Annotated in this window: 15 protein-coding genes; all 15 read right to left on the minus strand. The window is 42.5% G+C overall.

The window, feature by feature from the left end; all coding sequences use genetic code 11:
* Positions 1–74 precede the first annotated feature (74 nt).
* Positions 75–2,348, minus strand: a complete 2,274-nt coding sequence (locus A5886_RS07730; RefSeq protein WP_086274419.1) for an ABC transporter permease — start codon at positions 2,346–2,348, stop codon at positions 75–77.
* A gap of 1 nt (position 2,349) precedes the next feature.
* A complete protein-coding gene (locus A5886_RS07735; RefSeq protein WP_086274420.1) occupies positions 2,350–3,024 on the minus strand; it encodes an ABC transporter ATP-binding protein in 675 nt (224 codons plus the stop codon).
* 100 nt (positions 3,025–3,124) lie between these two features.
* A complete protein-coding gene (locus A5886_RS07740; protein ID WP_086274421.1) occupies positions 3,125–3,724 on the minus strand; it encodes a response regulator transcription factor in 600 nt (199 codons plus the stop codon).
* Positions 3,721–5,493 carry a sensor histidine kinase gene (locus A5886_RS07745; protein WP_086274422.1) on the minus strand — a complete coding sequence of 591 codons (1,773 nt, stop codon included), beginning with the start codon at positions 5,491–5,493 and terminating at the stop codon, positions 3,721–3,723. Before A5886_RS07745 ends, A5886_RS07740 begins: the two co-directional genes overlap by 4 nt.
* On the minus strand, positions 5,490–6,167 hold the full coding sequence (locus A5886_RS07750; protein ID WP_086274423.1) for an ABC transporter ATP-binding protein: 678 nt from the start codon (positions 6,165–6,167) through the stop codon (positions 5,490–5,492). The genes A5886_RS07745 and A5886_RS07750 overlap by 4 nt, the downstream gene beginning before the upstream one ends.
* Positions 6,160–7,434, minus strand: coding sequence for a hypothetical protein (locus A5886_RS07755; protein WP_086274424.1), 1,275 nt, complete (start codon positions 7,432–7,434; stop codon positions 6,160–6,162). Before A5886_RS07755 ends, A5886_RS07750 begins: the two co-directional genes overlap by 8 nt.
* Entirely contained in the window at positions 7,431–8,474 is a 1,044-nt protein-coding gene (locus A5886_RS07760) for a hypothetical protein (RefSeq protein WP_086274425.1), read from the minus strand. The genes A5886_RS07755 and A5886_RS07760 overlap by 4 nt, the downstream gene beginning before the upstream one ends.
* 24 nt (positions 8,475–8,498) lie before the next feature.
* The gene (locus A5886_RS07765) at positions 8,499–9,131 is read right to left on the minus strand and encodes a hypothetical protein (protein WP_086274426.1); all 633 of its coding nucleotides are present in this window, start codon (positions 9,129–9,131) and stop codon (positions 8,499–8,501) included.
* A 394-nt stretch (positions 9,132–9,525) separates the two neighbouring features.
* Positions 9,526–10,203 carry a carbonic anhydrase family protein gene (locus tag A5886_RS07775; RefSeq protein WP_086276018.1) on the minus strand — a complete coding sequence of 226 codons (678 nt, stop codon included), beginning with the start codon at positions 10,201–10,203 and terminating at the stop codon, positions 9,526–9,528.
* A 151-nt stretch (positions 10,204–10,354) separates the two neighbouring features.
* Positions 10,355–10,990 carry an orotate phosphoribosyltransferase gene (pyrE, locus tag A5886_RS07780; protein WP_086274428.1) on the minus strand — a complete coding sequence of 212 codons (636 nt, stop codon included), beginning with the start codon at positions 10,988–10,990 and terminating at the stop codon, positions 10,355–10,357.
* On the minus strand, positions 10,990–11,703 hold the full coding sequence (pyrF, locus tag A5886_RS07785) for an orotidine-5'-phosphate decarboxylase (RefSeq protein ID WP_086274429.1): 714 nt from the start codon (positions 11,701–11,703) through the stop codon (positions 10,990–10,992). The genes pyrE and pyrF overlap by 1 nt, the downstream gene beginning before the upstream one ends.
* The gene (locus tag A5886_RS07790; protein ID WP_086274430.1) at positions 11,700–12,626 is read right to left on the minus strand and encodes a dihydroorotate dehydrogenase; all 927 of its coding nucleotides are present in this window, start codon (positions 12,624–12,626) and stop codon (positions 11,700–11,702) included. Before A5886_RS07790 ends, pyrF begins: the two co-directional genes overlap by 4 nt.
* Before the next feature lie 2 nt (positions 12,627–12,628).
* Positions 12,629–13,405 (minus strand): dihydroorotate dehydrogenase electron transfer subunit, encoded by a 777-nt coding sequence (locus A5886_RS07795; protein WP_086276019.1) that lies wholly within the window; start codon positions 13,403–13,405, stop codon positions 12,629–12,631.
* A gap of 21 nt (positions 13,406–13,426) precedes the next feature.
* Positions 13,427–16,612 (minus strand): carbamoyl-phosphate synthase large subunit, encoded by a 3,186-nt coding sequence (gene carB / locus A5886_RS07800; RefSeq protein ID WP_086274431.1) that lies wholly within the window; start codon positions 16,610–16,612, stop codon positions 13,427–13,429.
* Position 16,613: 1 nt separating this feature from the next.
* On the minus strand, positions 16,614–17,693 hold the full coding sequence (locus tag A5886_RS07805; protein ID WP_086274432.1) for a carbamoyl phosphate synthase small subunit: 1,080 nt from the start codon (positions 17,691–17,693) through the stop codon (positions 16,614–16,616).
* Position 17,694 lies beyond the last annotated feature (1 nt).

Here is a 17,694-nt window from a genome sequence, read left to right on the forward strand (position 1 = left end):
TATCAGATGTTGTTAGCATATTAAATTCATTCTTAGTTTTCAAATAACTCCAATACAAAAAATTACCGTTCAAATTAATCAATATTTTTTAGTGATTCAACAAAGTTTAATTTTTTTATTCTTTGACTAACAAAAAATGTGGTACTTAAAGAACAAACCCAAACAATAATCGAAGCAATTGCAACATTTCTCACACTTAAATAAGGTGTATAATCAATCTGTATCGTTGAAAAAGTTTGCACATATTGTCCTAGAAACCATGCGCCTGCTGGGATACCAATCAACCAACCAATACTAGTAGTAACAACGTTCTCAATCATCGTGATACGTCTGAGTTCTTTCTTACTAAAACCTAGCACACTGAGGGTCGTATAATCTCTAGTACGCTCGACAAAATTCAATGTCCCTAAATTGTATAAAACAACAATGACTAGCACCACGGCAAAAGCAATGATCATACTGAATATACCATCTAGACTAGCCACAAAGTCATACGCATTTTGTTTCTGATCAGAAATAGCGATACTAGAAGTCACCATTTCTGTGGATTCAATGTCTGACAATGTCACTTGGTCATCAACAAGTAACGTGTGCGGTGTAAATACTCCGCCTGCCTCTTCCCAAGTTTCTGATAATAAATAGGCTCCTTGATTGGTTTCACTCGTAATGATCCCCTTAATTTCAAATGAAAAGGCTTGATCATGAAAAGCTGGATAAACATCAATCATATTCCCTTTTTCAAGATTTGCACGTGTAGCAAATCCCTCCGTTAAATAAATTCCTCCATGGTTGATTTGTTCTCCTTCATGGGTTTGCATATGAATAAAGTCTCCCTCATCAATGATCATTAATAATCGGTTGTGACCATCATCAGGAGAATAGCGTGCAGGTAAGATTTGAACAGCTTGTCCTTCGAACGATTCTTCTAAGAGATCCATTTGGTTGGTATTCAAACGATAATCGTAGGTGAAATCTTCTTGATAAGCTTTGTCTACCAATGTCTGAATAGACTCTGGCATACCCAATCCTGCCATGATCAGCATCATCCCGCCAGCTACACCAATGATCCCCATTAAAATACGCGTCTTATTCATTGATGCATCTCGGATGCCCCAACGGCTTTCATAGCTTACTTTCTCCCATATTTTTTCTGATTTTTCTAAAACTGTTTTTCTTATTCGTTTTTCATTCCCACCTTTAAGGAAATCAGCAGGCAATCCACTATGGGCTTTACGAGAGGCCAGAAAAGCAGCCAGTGTACAAATCAACAGGACCAACAGACAAACAAGCAAGGATAGATAATTATACGAAACTCGCCAATTAGGCATAGCCAACATTGCTTTTTGCGTATCCAAAACAAAATTTGATAATAGTGGAGAAATACAGATTCCGCAGAGCACCCCAAATCCACCAATCAGAAACCCATAGCTCGCATAATGTGCGCCAACTTGACGATTAGAAAACCCCAGTGCCTGCAAAACCGCAATTTCCTTTGATTGTGTATCAATCAAGCGCTTGATTGTCGTATACATGGCCAAAATGGCCAATAGTATAAAGATAAAAGAAAACATAAAGGAGAGATTACGAATCTGATCCACTCGGTCAAACGCTTCGGAGACTTCATTTAGCGTGTCATGGTCATAGTAAGCGATGTGCCGTTCACCTAAAATCTTTTCGCTTTCAATGCGAAGAGAATGACTGACACCTTGTATCTCTAGGACATTTGGCAATCCCTTATATCCCAGCTGATGTTCGATTGTTTCCGTAGATACCAGACCATATCCATATTGCAGCGCATTCGGTGCAATAAACTCTTGTGTACCCGTAAAATATATCCTATCTGAGGATAAAATGAAGCCAGCAATCGTCAAGTCTACTTCATTTTCTGATAGGGTGACTTGAATCACATCGTTCACACCAAGCTGATTGGCTTCTCCATACGCTTGATTCAACCAGATAAATCCTGATTCAGAGTGGAGCATTTCACCCTCTACCAGATAAGGAGATGTATGCGCATCTGCTTCAAAGCTCCGAATCGCGATGTTTTTTTCTTTCCCTCCATCGGTAGTATCTTGCACATCAATGCTGTACATTTCAGATACATCCGTTACCCCAGCTACCCCTTTGATCTCAACAACGTCCGCTTCCGTAAAACCAGTGCTATACAACCATGCATCTGCTAATCCTTGTTCAGAGATAAATGACTGTAATGTCTTATCTAAACCTCCCCAAACACCTTGCAAACCAACAAAAACCAGAACACTAAGAAATGCCATGAAGAACACTGAAAAAAACTGCGTCCAATTTCGCTTCAGGTCACGAAATAACTTAATCAGCAAATACTTCATCTCAAACCCTCTTCTCTTTTTCATCGATTGACACGATTTTTCCATCATGTAACCGAATCACTTTATCGGCAAACGCAGCAAACTCTGCATTATGTGTGACCATAACTACAGCAGTTTTCGACTTTTTGGCTGCAGCTTTCAACAAAAGAAGGATCTTATCACCTGTTTTTGAATCTAAAGCACCCATTGGTTCATCACAAAGCAACAGCTTTGGTTCTTTTGCTAGGGCACGGGCAATCGATACACGCTGCATTTCTCCCCCTGAGAGTTGGGCTGGAAAGTTGTTTTTGCGATGTGTTAAGCCAACCTCTTCTAAGTAAACTGTGGCATTGTGCCCATGATGGTGTAATTGACCTGCAATTCCGACGTTCTCTAACGCTGTCAAACTAGGAATCAAATTATAAAATTGAAAGACAAAGCCCACAACATCTCGTCGATAGATCGATAATGCATGGTCATCATAATCAGTGACATCTGTCCCATTGATCGACATTGTTCCTTGGCTTGCTCTGTCCATGCCCCCTAACAAATTCAATAAGGTGCTTTTTCCTGATCCAGAAGGGCCAAGAATCACTGTAAATGCACCTGCTTCGATCTTAACATTTACGTTGTTCAAAGCGATCACTTTCCGGCCCCCTTCTCCGTACAATTTGGTGATGTTTTTCAATTCAATCATTTGTCCGCTCCTTCGATATGATAATTTGTGTTGTTCTAAGCATAAAAAACCACAAAGAAAAAAACATCCGTAACATCCGAATGTTTTTGTGCGGGGTTCCTCATTTGATCAAATTCAATTTGATTCCTTCTCTAACTGCCCCGATCCGTGTCTGAACTTGCAATTTATTGCAGATAGACGACACATGACTTTCAACAGTACGGCGACTGATAAAAAGTGCTTGGGCAATATTTTCATTGGTATACTCTTTGGCCACAAAATGCAATACGTTTAATTCTGTCTGGGTCAAAAATTCATCGTTTTTCTGCAATAAAGTATCCGGAACAATTCGATTCCCATCTTTGACACTCTTGATTGTATTGATCAATTCTTCATGAGAAGCTTCTTTTCGCATAAACGCTTGCACCCTCAAAGACAATGCCCGTTTGTGTAAAAGCGGTTCATAAAATCCAGAAATCAAGATGATTTTAGGTGGATTGGAGATCTCTTGTATAACGGGCACCAAATCGAAGGCGTGGCATTTTTTTAGCCTCATATCCATTATGACGACATCGACTGCATTCATTTTTATGAATGACACACATTCCTCTGGATCGGTAAAAGCAGCAAGGACATCAAATGACCTTTCTGATTGCAAAGTTTGGTGTATGCCTTCCAGCACCATTTGATGATCATCTAACAAGGCGATGGTTGTGTTCATGGAAAGTCTCCTTTCAGAAGTGCTTGCGGTATTTTCAAACGAATCGTTGTCGGTTCTGATTTCATCTCCAACTCCCCAGCCAATAATGTAATTTTCTCTCTGATCACATGCAAGCCAAAATGAAGATGATTGGTCTCAATTTTCCCATCAAATACGCCATTATCAATCACTTCGATGACCATATTTTGTTCCTCCCGATAATTGGTTATCGTGATTTCCGTTGCCTGCCCATGTAAAATACTATTATTGATCAACTCTTTGATTGAACGTAAAATAAAAATATTCACCGCTGCCGATTCTGATACAAGACGTTCATCGAATGCGAAATGAATCGAAACCGGAAATCGTTGTTCAAATTGAAGGATGATTTCCTTTACTGTTTGTGCCAAACCCACCTCTTTCAAAAGCAGCGGATAAATATCTGAACACAGTTCTCGCAAATCATAGATTGTTTCTTCCAAATGAAATTGAATTTCTTTTGTAGTGATTGCCTGATTTGCTTCGGTACTTCGGATCAGATGAATCATATCTTGAATCACTTGATCATGGATAAAGGTAGCAATCGTTTCTCGTTCCAGTTCAACGGCTAAAAAAATATCAAAAGAATGGTTCTCTTGTTTTCTGCCGTTTGCTAAAAACATAAGCTCATCAAAAATCGGCAGTAATGTATAAATCAAAATGACGATATATAACTTGACGATTGCAGCTGGAACAAAAGCAACCAATTCCATACTTGCAAAAACAATCAAGGAAATGATTGCTGTCAAAAGCATAAGAATCATCTCCCTACTCAATCGATAACGAAATTTTAAGACACGCTGAACCGTCAAATAGTGAAAAATACAAAAGAGTGGCAACAGTAAGAACAATAATAAAACCGCATAAGGTGCTGTAGATAGCTTCGGATAACCATAGAAAAAGAACAATGGCGCCAGACAAACAATGGTAACTAATGGAATATTGATTTTTGTCATTTGAACGGCAGACGACCGTCTCTTCTGTTTTTGCCGCATGAAAAAAGTACATTGCATGCCCATGATTCCTAACAACACCATAATAAAACCAACAGATAGATATTCATTGATGACATTTGGCATTGCGAAAATACATACGCTTACACCAAAAAGAACATGCAGCAGCGCAATCAACCATAGCCCTCGCATGAGGCGATGTTGATTTGCAGCTGTTTGCCCTTGGCTTATATAGGATTGTCCATATATAGGAAACAAAGAAAGTCCCGCGATCACAACGAGTCGTGAAAGAGCATCCCCAAGACTCGAAGGGTAAACCGCCAACAAAACAAATGCCGCTGTTGCGATGCAAAAATAAAACAATTCAGAAGTTCCTGTGTAGATCTGTCGGCGATAAAAAATGACCAGAAATAGCATCAGTCCAAGACTTAACAGAAACAAAGAAACAAACCCGCTGTCCAGAGATCCATTCATTGGAAAAACGACTTGCAGCAGACGGCCATTTCTTTCTATCGTCATTGCTTCCAATTGTTCTGCTACTAGCCAATTTGACAATGGTTGGTGTTGAGCTGCAGGAAGTGAATCAATCAGGAGGATTTTATCTCCTACTCGGACATCTACCGCTTCCGCTAAACCACCACTATAAATGCGTTGCACGAGCCAATCATTTTCTTGAAGCCGCCCTCGAATCCCAATGTAGCTGTTCTGCATAGAGAAACTGATACAATAAATGCTGAAAACGAGATATAGACAAACCAGACCGATACTGATTCCTGACCAATACATGCGCGACTTCAAGGCATTCCCTCTTCACTTAACTTCCCATCCCGCATCAATACTTGACGATCACAAGCATCTGCAATCGACTGTTCATGGGTGACGATTATCACGGTTTTGCCCTTTCGGTGTTCTGCTAATAAGATATCTAAGACTATCTGGCTATTCAAAGAGTCTAGATTACCGGTAGGTTCATCTGCTAAAAGAATGTCAGGTTCATTGATCAACGCGCGTGCAATGGCTACACGCTGTTGCTGACCACGAGAAAGCTGATTGGGGTATTTCTTCAGTTGATCTTGAATATTCAAAGACAAACACAGTGCCTGTAGTTTTAGGGCTTTTGCTTTTCTGATCTTTCGTGGTAAGTATTTTGTTGGCATCAAAATATTTTCTTTGACAGTGTAATCATGAATCAGACCAAAATGCTGTAAAACAAACCCAATCGTCTGATTTCTTAGTTGTGCTTGTTGTTTGTTATTCAGGTCTTCTGCTTTCAGGTGTTTGATTTGATAACTGCCTTTATCAAACTGGTCCAATAAGCCTAATATTCTTAATAAGGTCGTTTTTCCACTGCCAGATTCACCGATAATGGCGATCAATTCTCCTTGATCACAATGAAAGTGTGGTAAATCAAGAGCTGTACATACCGCCTCTCCCGTTTGATAAGTTTTCTTTACATTCGTTAAATCAATCATGCTGATTTCCTCCTTCCCCAAGACTTATCCCTCCAGTCTTCTTTCGTGGGAAACAATGAAAGTACAAGACGATCAAGACAATCAATAAATAGATTGCGAAATAACTTAGTGTACCAACGACTATCTGGCGCAACAACCATTCTTCATTTAGAAATGTTTGAGCCAGAATAGACAGCAGTGCCCAAGCCACAACAAATAGCAGCAAATAACCTGTAATGAGTATCATAAAAATCTCTGTTTTTGTTGAACCTATTGAGAAATATGCATCATAGGCTGATAGACGTTTTTTATAACTAAAATGAACGATCATCCCTGTTTGTACAGTTGCAAAAACAAGCAGCAACAGTAACAAAAGCAGTTGGTTACGATACAAAGAACGATACATATTGATCTCATAATCATAACTAGTTCGATCATTGATAAAAGATAGATACCCGTGAGAAAGTCCGATTTCTTTTACCGCTTCTGCGGTGGCTAAATAATCGAGCTTCTTTTCTGCCTCAGCAGGCAACATATAAAAAAAGCCCATCATTTGTACAGCTAGAGTCGGACTATTGGATTGAACCATGTCTTCCGTTAACGGCATCACAATCATCTTATCTAGTATGATTTCTTCCGTCATGCCTTGCCAGAAATTCTGTAACGCATGATTGTCGGTCAAAAAGCCTTTTACTGTATATGAACGTTCCACAGTGATGACTAAACCTTCATCATCAACGTCCTCATACGTCTGCAATAGAAAGTCATCACCTATCTGATAGCCTTCTTGATAATCCGCACCCAGCAGAATCCCGTTTCCTTGAACGGCAAAATCGGTATCATCCAATTGATGTCCACTGGAAAGATGAAATGCGGCTTTCTCTACCAACGCTTGATTCATGATCATCAGCTGTGGTTGAACCAATGGCTGTCCAAATTGATTTTCTATAGGCATTGATGACTCAGAGAATATAAAGGCATCAGCATCTGCAAAATAATCTCCACCTTGCAAATAGTAATAAATATCCTCCCCGAACAGCGCTTTTCCTTCTTCGATAATAGCCAAGGTATCCTTTGGAGAAATGAAGTCAGTTGAAACATCTACCAAACGGATCGAGGAATCAGAACCAAAGTTTTTGGTGAGGGCTTGTGTATGTGCAAGGTATGTTTCATAGGCTTGAAAGAACTGGATGCTGCTCATGATAACAAGGGCGGTCATGACGACCATCGCACCTTTCAACCATAGATGCACCCCCATCTCTGTCAGGACATAAGTCATTCTTCTCATTCATCCACCTCCATAAACATCGCCGTAACACTGACTTTTCTGACATATAGGATAGAAAGGAGCAAAAAGACAACCAATAGTCCGACGAATAACACGAAAATGTGGAACAATGCCCACCAACGTTGAAGCAATGTCAAAGGCATGATCCAAGGAAACAGACTGATCGTGCCGAAGTAAATCACTAATGCCGCAATAAAGGAAGCAGCGCTCAAAAATAAGAACTTCTTAAAGGTATCGATCACTAACTGAATTGTATGGGCGCCGATCATTTTCCTGACCGCAAATTCCATTCGCCACAAATCAAAACGTTGATAGTAATGGATGCCCATACAAAGCACGATGACAAGGACCAATAGTAAGAATAACTGACGATATTCTGCTAAGATTTGCGAAATATCTTGCTGACTTAAGCTACTTGACTGTTCACTCATTTGACCAATATAAAGACGCTCATCGATCACGGACAAAATCTCATACAATTGTGTCTGGGCTTTTTCGTAACTTTCACTGCGGACGGTAATCGAAGTGATGTTGGATTGGACACGTGCATCTGTGAACAACATATCAGAAAACAGAACCAAATGATGATCATAAGGTGATTGAGGCAGTATATCGGTGACGTCAAAGGGCGTATCATAAATAGACAGTTGCTGGTTGCGTATGTCTTTCGCAACTGATGGATAAGCCTCTTTCCCTGCAATCAAATAATGAGGGACATCAGCTGTTTTTTTTAACTCATTGAATTGCGGGATTGCTTCTTGAGGATAGATCATTGTCAACGAAGCTTTTGCGTTGTACCTAGGTAAATAAAACTCAACAATACTCGTATCATCAAGAACATCATCCAATACTTGCTTCATTCTCTTTGCATCGAATTGTAGGCCTTGAACCTCTATTTTAGCAATGGACTTATCATAAATATTCTGGTAGGTAGAAAAAAATGCCAGTTGTGATTGAATCATTGTACTCATCAAAAGCAGCAGCAGAAAACTAATAGTAACAATCGCCCCTGGCAGTAAATGTTGTTTCAGTCTTTTCATAACGATCCTTTCTATTGTTGTTTGCTACACGATAGCATCTAGAATCAAGGACACCTCCATTTTTTCAGGTGGCAATGGGTGATCAAAGGGATACTTGAAGACAACCAACCATTTGGTTAGATTGTTTGCTTGATCAAAGAATGGTGTTTCGGTATAAATATCCCACAGGTCTAATGGTAGTTGATCATAGACCGATGTTGCTTGATAAGAAAATGTTTTCTGAGATAGATCTCCTTCAATCAAAATATACAAAGGTATCGCGTAAAAACCTTCCGCTTCAGCAAGAAATTTATACTTGTAATTGTCATAATAGCCTAGTCCATCTTCACTGTGGTAAGAATCATTTTCTAAATCTATGCCTAATCCATAAGCAAATTGCTCATAAATAATACGTGATTGGATTACATCTCCCGACACACCCTCATTGGATAACGGAGACACGGACGCAGCCGATTTGTCCTTGAGATATATTTTCAAAGTATTGCGTACATATTCATCTACTGTCATGAAGGCATTGTTGACTTCTGAATCGATTGCTGTAAAGAACTCCTCTTCCTTATCCTGTGGCGCTTCTTGCTTCTCTTTATTTGTCAGAAGAAAAATAAGACTGACAAGTAAACAGAGACAGAGAAAGGCAAATGAAAAATATCTTTTCATGTGTATCCTCCATTCGTTTCATACTGAAAATATCACTAAAACATACTATATCTCATTGATACATTTATTATATAGTTTGAATATTTAGATAAGTTATCTTATATCTGTCTCTTATACACATCTAGATGTGTATAAGAGACAGTTTCATGTGTATCCTCCATTCGTTTCATACCTGTCTCTTATACACATCTAGATAATTATAGTAAATGTGTCTCGTTTTTCTAGAATATTGCCATTCTTCCTGCTCAAGATATATATCCATTTGAGCTTTCCGTCTATTCATAAGGAATCCTTTAAAATGCATAATATCTTGCACACAAAAAAACCAGTGCCATTTTCTCATCGCACTGGTTTCTCGTATCCATTTAGTTTTAAAAGGACCCATTTTTGAATCTCAATAGAAATAAATCGGCCGTTCTTTACGGTCTTGTAAAGGTCGATTGTTGTTTTCCAAAACTTCCTCGCGGAATTCTTGGATGAATTTGCGACTCATTTCGCCGACCCAATCAAAAACGAACCAATTGATTGGTCCTTTGGTGGGTGGCGTCGTTAGTGAGCCCACGTAGTGAAAATGGTGGGTTCGTTCTGGCAAGAACATACTTGGATCAAACCATTGCACATGGTTTTCAAAGTCCCAAATGCTGTCGTCTTGGGCATTACAGATCCAATTCAGTTTATCTGTCAAGCGGAACAAGATACCGACAACCAAGTTCTGGCCTTCTTCGTTCATATGCACCAAGTGAAATTCCAGCTCTTGCTGTTCGTCATCGATGATATGTTCTGAGGGCATGTGAAAATGGATATCAGTCAAATGATAATCTACCCCTTGAAAGGTCACATAACTTTCTTTATCAAAGGGAACAAAGTGGATCGTATTTTTAAATTCTTTTTCTGTAAATTGCTCGCGTCTATAATGAAATGCCAAATCTTGATCGATTGGTTCTTCTGTTTCGTCATGGACCAACGCAATTGGTGATTGCAGCGGGAATTGAGCCCCTTCCGCGTACCAATCGCACAGTGTATGCCAATGCTCGGGTCCATTATCGCCTGAATAACTCCAGGGAACATCCATATTTCTTTTCAAACAAACAGCCTCCTATGTCAAGCGAATCGTGATTGTAAAGTTTACGCTAAGAAAACTTTCTCCCCATGCTATCAGAAATCAGACAAAATGAAAACGAATATGCTTACACATGTCTGTAAACCATTCGTTTCGTTTTGCTTTATTCTGCTAACCACGTTGCTGGCGATTGGCGCCATTCTTTCAAGACTTCGACATCTGATTGTTGGATCGTTCCATTCTCCAGTGCAACTTCGATCAAGGTTGAATAATTGGTCAATGTCACATAAGGCAAATCAGCGGCCGCGAAATTTGCGGCAACTTGCGGCAATTCATAGGTGAAAATCGCAGCGACCCCTAGGACATCTGCGCCTTCACGTGCAGCCGCAGCACAGGCTTCCAGCACACTGCCGCCTGTTGATAGAAGATCTTCGATCACGACCATTTTTTGACCGGCTGTGATCCGCCCTTCGATTTGATTGCCTTTGCCGTGGGCTTTGGCTTGACTGCGGATATAGACCATTGGCAAGTCCAGCAATTCAGCGACCCATGCTGCATGGGGAATGCCGGCAGTCGCAGTCCCTGCGATCACTGCCACATCTGGAAAATCGCTTTTGATTTTTTCAGCTAATCCTTGGGCAATTGCTTGTCTGACGCGCGGATAACTCATAGTGATACGATTGTCGCAATAAATGGGGCTCTTGATACCGCTAGCCCAAGTGAAAGGCTCGTTTGGTCGTAAAAAGATTGCCTCAATGGCTAATAAATCTTTGGCGATTTGTTTGGCTTGTGTATGCATTATTGTTCCTCCCATGCTTCTTTGATTGCAAGATAACGTTCATATGGTGATGCAGCTTGTGTGATCGGTCGGCCCACGACGATCATCGTGGCGCCAGCTTGACGGGCATTTTGCGGTGTCATCACTCGTTTTTGATCACCCACAGCGCTGCCGGCTGGACGAATGCCTGGTGTCAAGCGAATGAAGGTCTCACTGGTCTGTGCTTTGATCATTTCTGCTTCATGTGCCGAGCAAACCACACCTTGCAAACCGGCTGTTTGCGCACATTTGGCATAATGGAGGACACTTGCTTGTAAGGAAGTCAGAATTTGCTGGTCTCGGTGCATTTGGGCCTCACTCGTTGAGGTCAATTGCGTGACCGCGATTAGATTAGGGACCTTTTCACCTCTAGGGGTGCCTTTTTGTAATCCAGCTAGACCTGCCGCCATCATCTCAACGCCGCCAGCTGCATGGACATTGGTCAAAGAAACCCCTAAATCTGCCAGACGGGTCATCGCCCGTTCCACTGTATTGGGAATATCGTGCAGTTTCAAGTCCAGAAAGACATCATGCCCTTGTTCTTTTAACCAAGCAACGATCGAAGGCCCTTCTTGATAGAAGATCTCCATCCCAACTTTGACAAATAAAGACTCTTCTTTTGGAAAATGACTGAAAAATGTTTCGATTGCTTGACGGTTCGGAAAATCTAACGCAATAATCGGTCGTTGACTCATTGATCAAGCTCCTCTCTGACTTCTTTGATCAGTTGTTGCAGTGATGAAATACCCAGTTCTGCCATCCGCAAGGGCAATGCATCAATCAGTTTGGGACAAATGTACGGATCTGAAAAATTAGCCGTTCCTACAGCCACCGCTTGGGCACCCGCTAGAAACATTTCCAGTACATCATCCACTGTCATGACCCCACCCATGCCAATGATTGGCAGACGGGATACTTGGGCAACCTGTCGAATCAACCGAATCGCTACTGGTTTGATCGCAGGTCCAGATAATCCGCCGGTCTGATTGGCAAGAATCGATTTTCTGGTTTTGAGATCGATCCGCATCCCTAACAATGTATTGATCATCGTGAAGCCATCTGCACCGCCTGCTTCAATGGCCTTGGCGATTGGAACGATATCGGTGACATTTGGAGACAACTTGACATAGATTGGCACCGCCGACACTTGTTTGACGGCTTCGGTCAAGGCGCCCGCAGTTGCTGGATCTGTACCGAAGGTGATCCCGCCGTGTTTGACATTGGGACAAGACACATTCAACTCGATTGCTTGAACATTGGGCGCTTGACTGATTTCCCGACAGACGGTGACATAGTCCTCAACAGTCGATCCTGCTACATTGGCGATGATCGGCAATGCCGGATGTTTTTCAGCCAATTCCGGCAAAATGCGCCCCATGACCGCATCCAAGCCAGGATTTTGTAAACCGATCGCATTCAGCATGCCACTAGGTGTTTCTGCCACCCGTGGTGTCGGATTGCCAAAGCGAGGCTCAGGGGTGGTGGCTTTGATCATCACCGCACCCAATTGGCCAATATCATAATACTGATCATACTCTGCGCCAAAGCCGAAACAGCCACTGGCTGGCATGATTGGATTTGCCAAAGACAAACCCGGAAGTTCTACGTGCAACACCATCTTTAAATAACCACCTTTCGCGCCTGAAAGACTGGTCCTTCATCACAGACCTTGACGCTTTTGACGCCATTTTCGTCATCTTTGGTATGACAGACACAGGCATAACACGCCCCCATACCGCATGCCATACGGGCTTCCATCGATAGCTGCACATCATCGAGATCCGCATACAGCTGGGCGACCGTTTTCAGCAAGCCGTTATTGCCGCATGCAAAGACAGCCGCCGGCGTTTGCGCCGCAGCCATTAAAAGATTGCCTACATTGCCATGAAGACCGTAACTGCCGTCATCAGTGGCGATCCGTGTCTCACCTAATTGTTTGAATTCATCTTCATAGTACATCACTTCTGCACTGGCAAATCCTAAGAAGTGGATCACATTGATTTGCTGTTGCCGCAATTGTTTTGATAATTCATAGAGAGGCGGTACACCAATACCGCCGCCAACTACAAATACTGTATCTCCTGGTGTCAAATGATGAAACTGGAAACCATTGCCCAAAGGCCCCATGACATCGAGGCTATCCCCCGGTTGCATGGCAGAAAAACGAGCAGTGCCCTCTCCTTCGACCCGATAGATGATGCGGCATTCATGCTTCGCCACATCTACCTGATTGATACTGATTGGCCGTCGTAAGAGCAACGATTGATCCGGCACTTTCAGATGCAGAAATTGACCCGGCGTGGTCATTTGATCGACCAACGCGCCTGCCAGTGTCATTTCGAAAATCCGTGGTGCCAATTGCCGTTGTCCAACGATCGTCATGTCTTCTTGTTTCATCATTTGCCAAACCCCTATCTGTTATATTGCTTTTGTTGAAAAACTCCGTGATTCCATCACTTTCAAGATGGCATCGGCAGTATCCAGTGACGTAAACAATGGGACGCCATGTTCCACCGCTTCTCGTCGAATAATGAAGCCATCTTCTGTCGTATTTTGCCGATCCTTATCCATGGTGTTGACCACAACTTGGGTCGTACCGTTTCTGATCAAATCTACAACATGCTCAGCTGCATCTGTATCAGAGATTTTGGCCACTCTAGTTACAGGCAAGCCCTGTGCTTCAAAGTAGTCAGCGGTCCCGCTGGTTGCTAGCAGTGTAAAGCCGACTTCAAAGAATCTAGCAGCCAATGCAGCGGCTTCTTCCTTGCTTTCATCCGAGACAGTAAACAGTGCTCTGCCAAATTCTGGGATATGCAGACCCGCTGCTTCAAAGGCTTTATAAAGTGCTTTTGCCAAATTCTTGTCTGAGCCCATCACTTCTCCTGTTGATTTCATTTCAGGGCCTAAGTAGGTATCGACTTTTAAAAGTTTTGTAAAAGAGAAGACCGGTGCTTTGATATGGACTTCATTTGGTGTCGGATATAACCCATCATGATAGCCAAGATCTGTGATTTTCTCGCCAAGAATCGCCTTTGTCGCAATTTGGGCCATTGGGATCTCTGTGACTTTGCTTAAGAATGGCACCGTCCGACTTGCCCGTGGGTTGACTTCGATGACATAGACTTTGTTCTCATGGATCACAAACTGGATGTTCATCACGCCGACACAGTTCAGACCGATCGCTAACCGTTTGGTGTAATCTTCGATCGTTGCAATGATCTCATCTGATAGATTTTGCGGTGGATAGACGGCCATGGAGTCTCCTGAATGGACCCCGGCCCGTTCGATATGTTCCATAATTCCTGGAATCAAGACAGTTTCACCGTCACAAATGGCATCCACTTCACATTCTTTTCCTACCAAGTAACGGTCGACAAGTACTGGGTGTTCTGGAGATGCTTTGACAGCATGTCGCATATAGTCTTGCAAATCTGCTTGGTTTTCTACGATTTCCATTGCGCGGCCGCCAAGGACATAGCTTGGGCGCACCAATACTGGATACCCAATCGTTTCCGCAATGGCGATTGCTTCTTGTTCATTCGTTGCTGTATCCCCCGGCGGTTGCGGAATCGACAGTGCCTGTAATGCCTGTTCAAACAAATCTCGATTTTCCGCACGATCCAGATCCTCGATGCTAGTCCCTAAAATCTTGACCCCATGTTTGGCTAGTGGTTCAGCTAAGTTAATGGCTGTTTGTCCGCCAAATTGAACGATGACCCCTATTGGCTGTTCTAAGTCGATCACATTCATGACATCTTCTAGTGTTAAGGGTTCAAAATACAACTTATCTGAGATTGAAAAGTCCGTCGAGACGGTTTCAGGATTGCTGTTCATGATGATTGCTTCATAACCAGCCGCTTGGATGGCTTTCACTGAGTGGACAGTCGCATAGTCAAACTCCACCCCTTGACCGATCCTGATTGGGCCTGAACCTAACACCAATACCGATTCTTTTTCACTGCGATGGCTTTCATTTTCAAATTCATAAGTACTATAAAAGTATGGTGTTGCTGACTCGAATTCAGCCGCACACGTATCGACCATTTTATAGACTGGATTGATTTTGGCTTCCTGACGGGTGGTTCTGATTGAATCTTCTGTTGTCTGCCATAACCCGGCAATCGTTCGATCGGTGAAGCCGTTTTGCTTCGCTGTCTTCAATAAAGTCAGATCATCAGGTGAGGCACTCAGTGCTTGTTCGATTTCAAAGATATGCAGCAGCTTGTCTAAGAAGAAGAGATCGATTTTCGTCATTTCATGTAAGTCCTCGATCGTATAGCCGCGACGAATGGCTTCCATGACATAGAAGAGGCGATCATCTTGGGCTTTGATCACTTTTTCGATCAAATCATTGTCAGACAGCTCCGCCAATTCTTTGATTTCAATATGATTGGTGCCGATTTCTAATGAACGGACCGCTTTTAATAAGGATTCTTCGATATTGCGGCCAATGGCCATGACTTCGCCTGTGGCTTTCATTTGTGTGCCTAAGCGCCGGTCACCAGTTTCAAACTTATCAAAAGGCCAACGAGGAATTTTGGCAACAACATAGTCTAATGCTGGTTCGAATTCCGCATAGGTGGTTTCTGTGACTGGATTTTTCATCTCGTCTAAGGTCAAACCAACCGCGATTTTCGCTGCCAGTTTGGCGATTGGATAGCCCGTTGCTTTACTTGCCAATGCAGAGGAACGTGAAACCCTTGGGTTGACTTCGATCACATAGTAGTTGAAGCTATGAGGATCTAATGCCAATTGAACATTACAGCCGCCTTCGATTTTCAATGCCCGAATGATTTTCAATGAGGCATCCCGTAGCATTTGGTACTCATGGTCAGACAAGGTTTGACTTGGTGCGAAAACGATTGAATCGCCAGTATGGATCCCGACTGGATCAAAGTTTTCCATGTTGCAGACCACAATTGCATTGTCTGCGGAATCTCGCATCACTTCGTATTCGATTTCTTTAAAACCGGCAATACTGCGCTCGATCAGACATTGGGTCACTGGCGATAATTTCAAACCGTTCTCAGCGATTTGTCTTAATTCCTCTTCGTTATTACACATACCGCCACCAGTACCACCTAAAGTGAAGGCTGGTCGCACGATGATCGGGAACCCGATTTTCTTGGCAAAGGTCACCGCTGCTTCGACTGTTGATACGATCTCTGACTCAGGGATTGGCTGTGCCAATTCTTCCATCAGCTGCTTGAACAAATCACGGTCTTCCGCTTGGTCGATCGCTGATAACTTGGTTCCTAAAAGCTCAATCTTCAATTCATCAAGAATACCTGAATTGGCTAATTCCATGGCCATATTCAATCCGGTTTGTCCGCCAAGTGTTGGCAAGATTGCATCTGGTTGTTCTTTGCGCAAGATTCTTGACACGAATTCAAATGTGATTGGCTCAATATAGACCTTATCGGCAATTTCTTTGTCCGTCATGATCGTTGCTGGATTGGAATTGACTAAGACAACTTCATAGCCTTCTTCTCTCAATGCTAAGCAGGCTTGCGTGCCAGCATAATCAAATTCTGCAGCTTGTCCGATGATAATGGGACCAGAGCCGATAACCATGATTTTTTTGATATCTGTACGTTTTGGCATATTAGTTCTGCTCCTTCCAAGCGTCGATCATTTCTAAAAATTCATCAAATAAATGAACAGCATCGTGGGGGCCTGGTGCCGCATCGGGGTGATACTGGACACTAAATGCCGGATAGCGGCGATGACGGACCCCTTCGATCGTACCATCGTTGACTTCCACATGCGTGATCATTAATTTTTCGGTATCAATCGATGCTTCTGCAACTGCAAAGCCGTGATTCTGTGAGGTAAAATCGATACGGCCTGTGGCGATTTCTCGCACTGGATGATTCAATCCTCGGTGACCAAATTTCATTTTGTAAGTATCCGCACCGTTTGCTAAGGCAAACAGTTGATGCCCTAAGCAAATACCGAATATTGGCACTTTTCCTTGGATCCCTTGGATCATCGTGATTGCCTCCGGCAGACTCTTTGGATCACCTGGTCCATTGGTCAACATCACACCATCTGGTGCAAGATCCAAGATCTCTTGGGCAGTTGTATTGTATGGCAAGATCGTCAAGTTGCAATTTCTTCTTGATAACTCTCGCAAGATACTGTGTTTCAAACCATAATCGATAACTACGATATTTTTGCCAGTACCGGGACTAGGATAGGGTTTTGATGTCGAGACTTGTGCCACTTGGTTGGTAGGCAAAACCGCCGCTTTCAGCTGGTCATAGGCATGTTCGAAAAGATCACCGGCATCGACGATACTGGCTTTCATCGTGCCGTGTTGCCGAATTTTCCGGGTCAAGGCACGGGTATCGATTCCTGAAATACCGGGAATGTTTTTGCGGGTCAAAAATTCATCTAATGTCAGTTGTTTGCGCCAATTGCTGGCCCGTCGTGCATGTTCTTTTACAACGACCCCTTTACAAGTGGGTGCAATCGATTCATAATCATCACGATTGACCCCGTAGTTACCTACCATTGGATAAGTAAAGGTAATGATCTGTCCATTAAAACTCTGGTCTGTGATCGTTTCTTGATAACCTGTCATACTTGTTGTAAAGACGATTTCTCCATATACGTTGATGTTGGCGCCAAACCCCTCGCCTTCAAAATATGTGCCGTCTTCTAAAATCAACCATCGTTTCATT

The sequence above is a fragment of the Candidatus Enterococcus testudinis genome, from assembly GCF_002140915.1.
Classification (GTDB): Bacteria; Bacillota; Bacilli; order Lactobacillales; family Enterococcaceae; genus Enterococcus_D; species Enterococcus_D testudinis.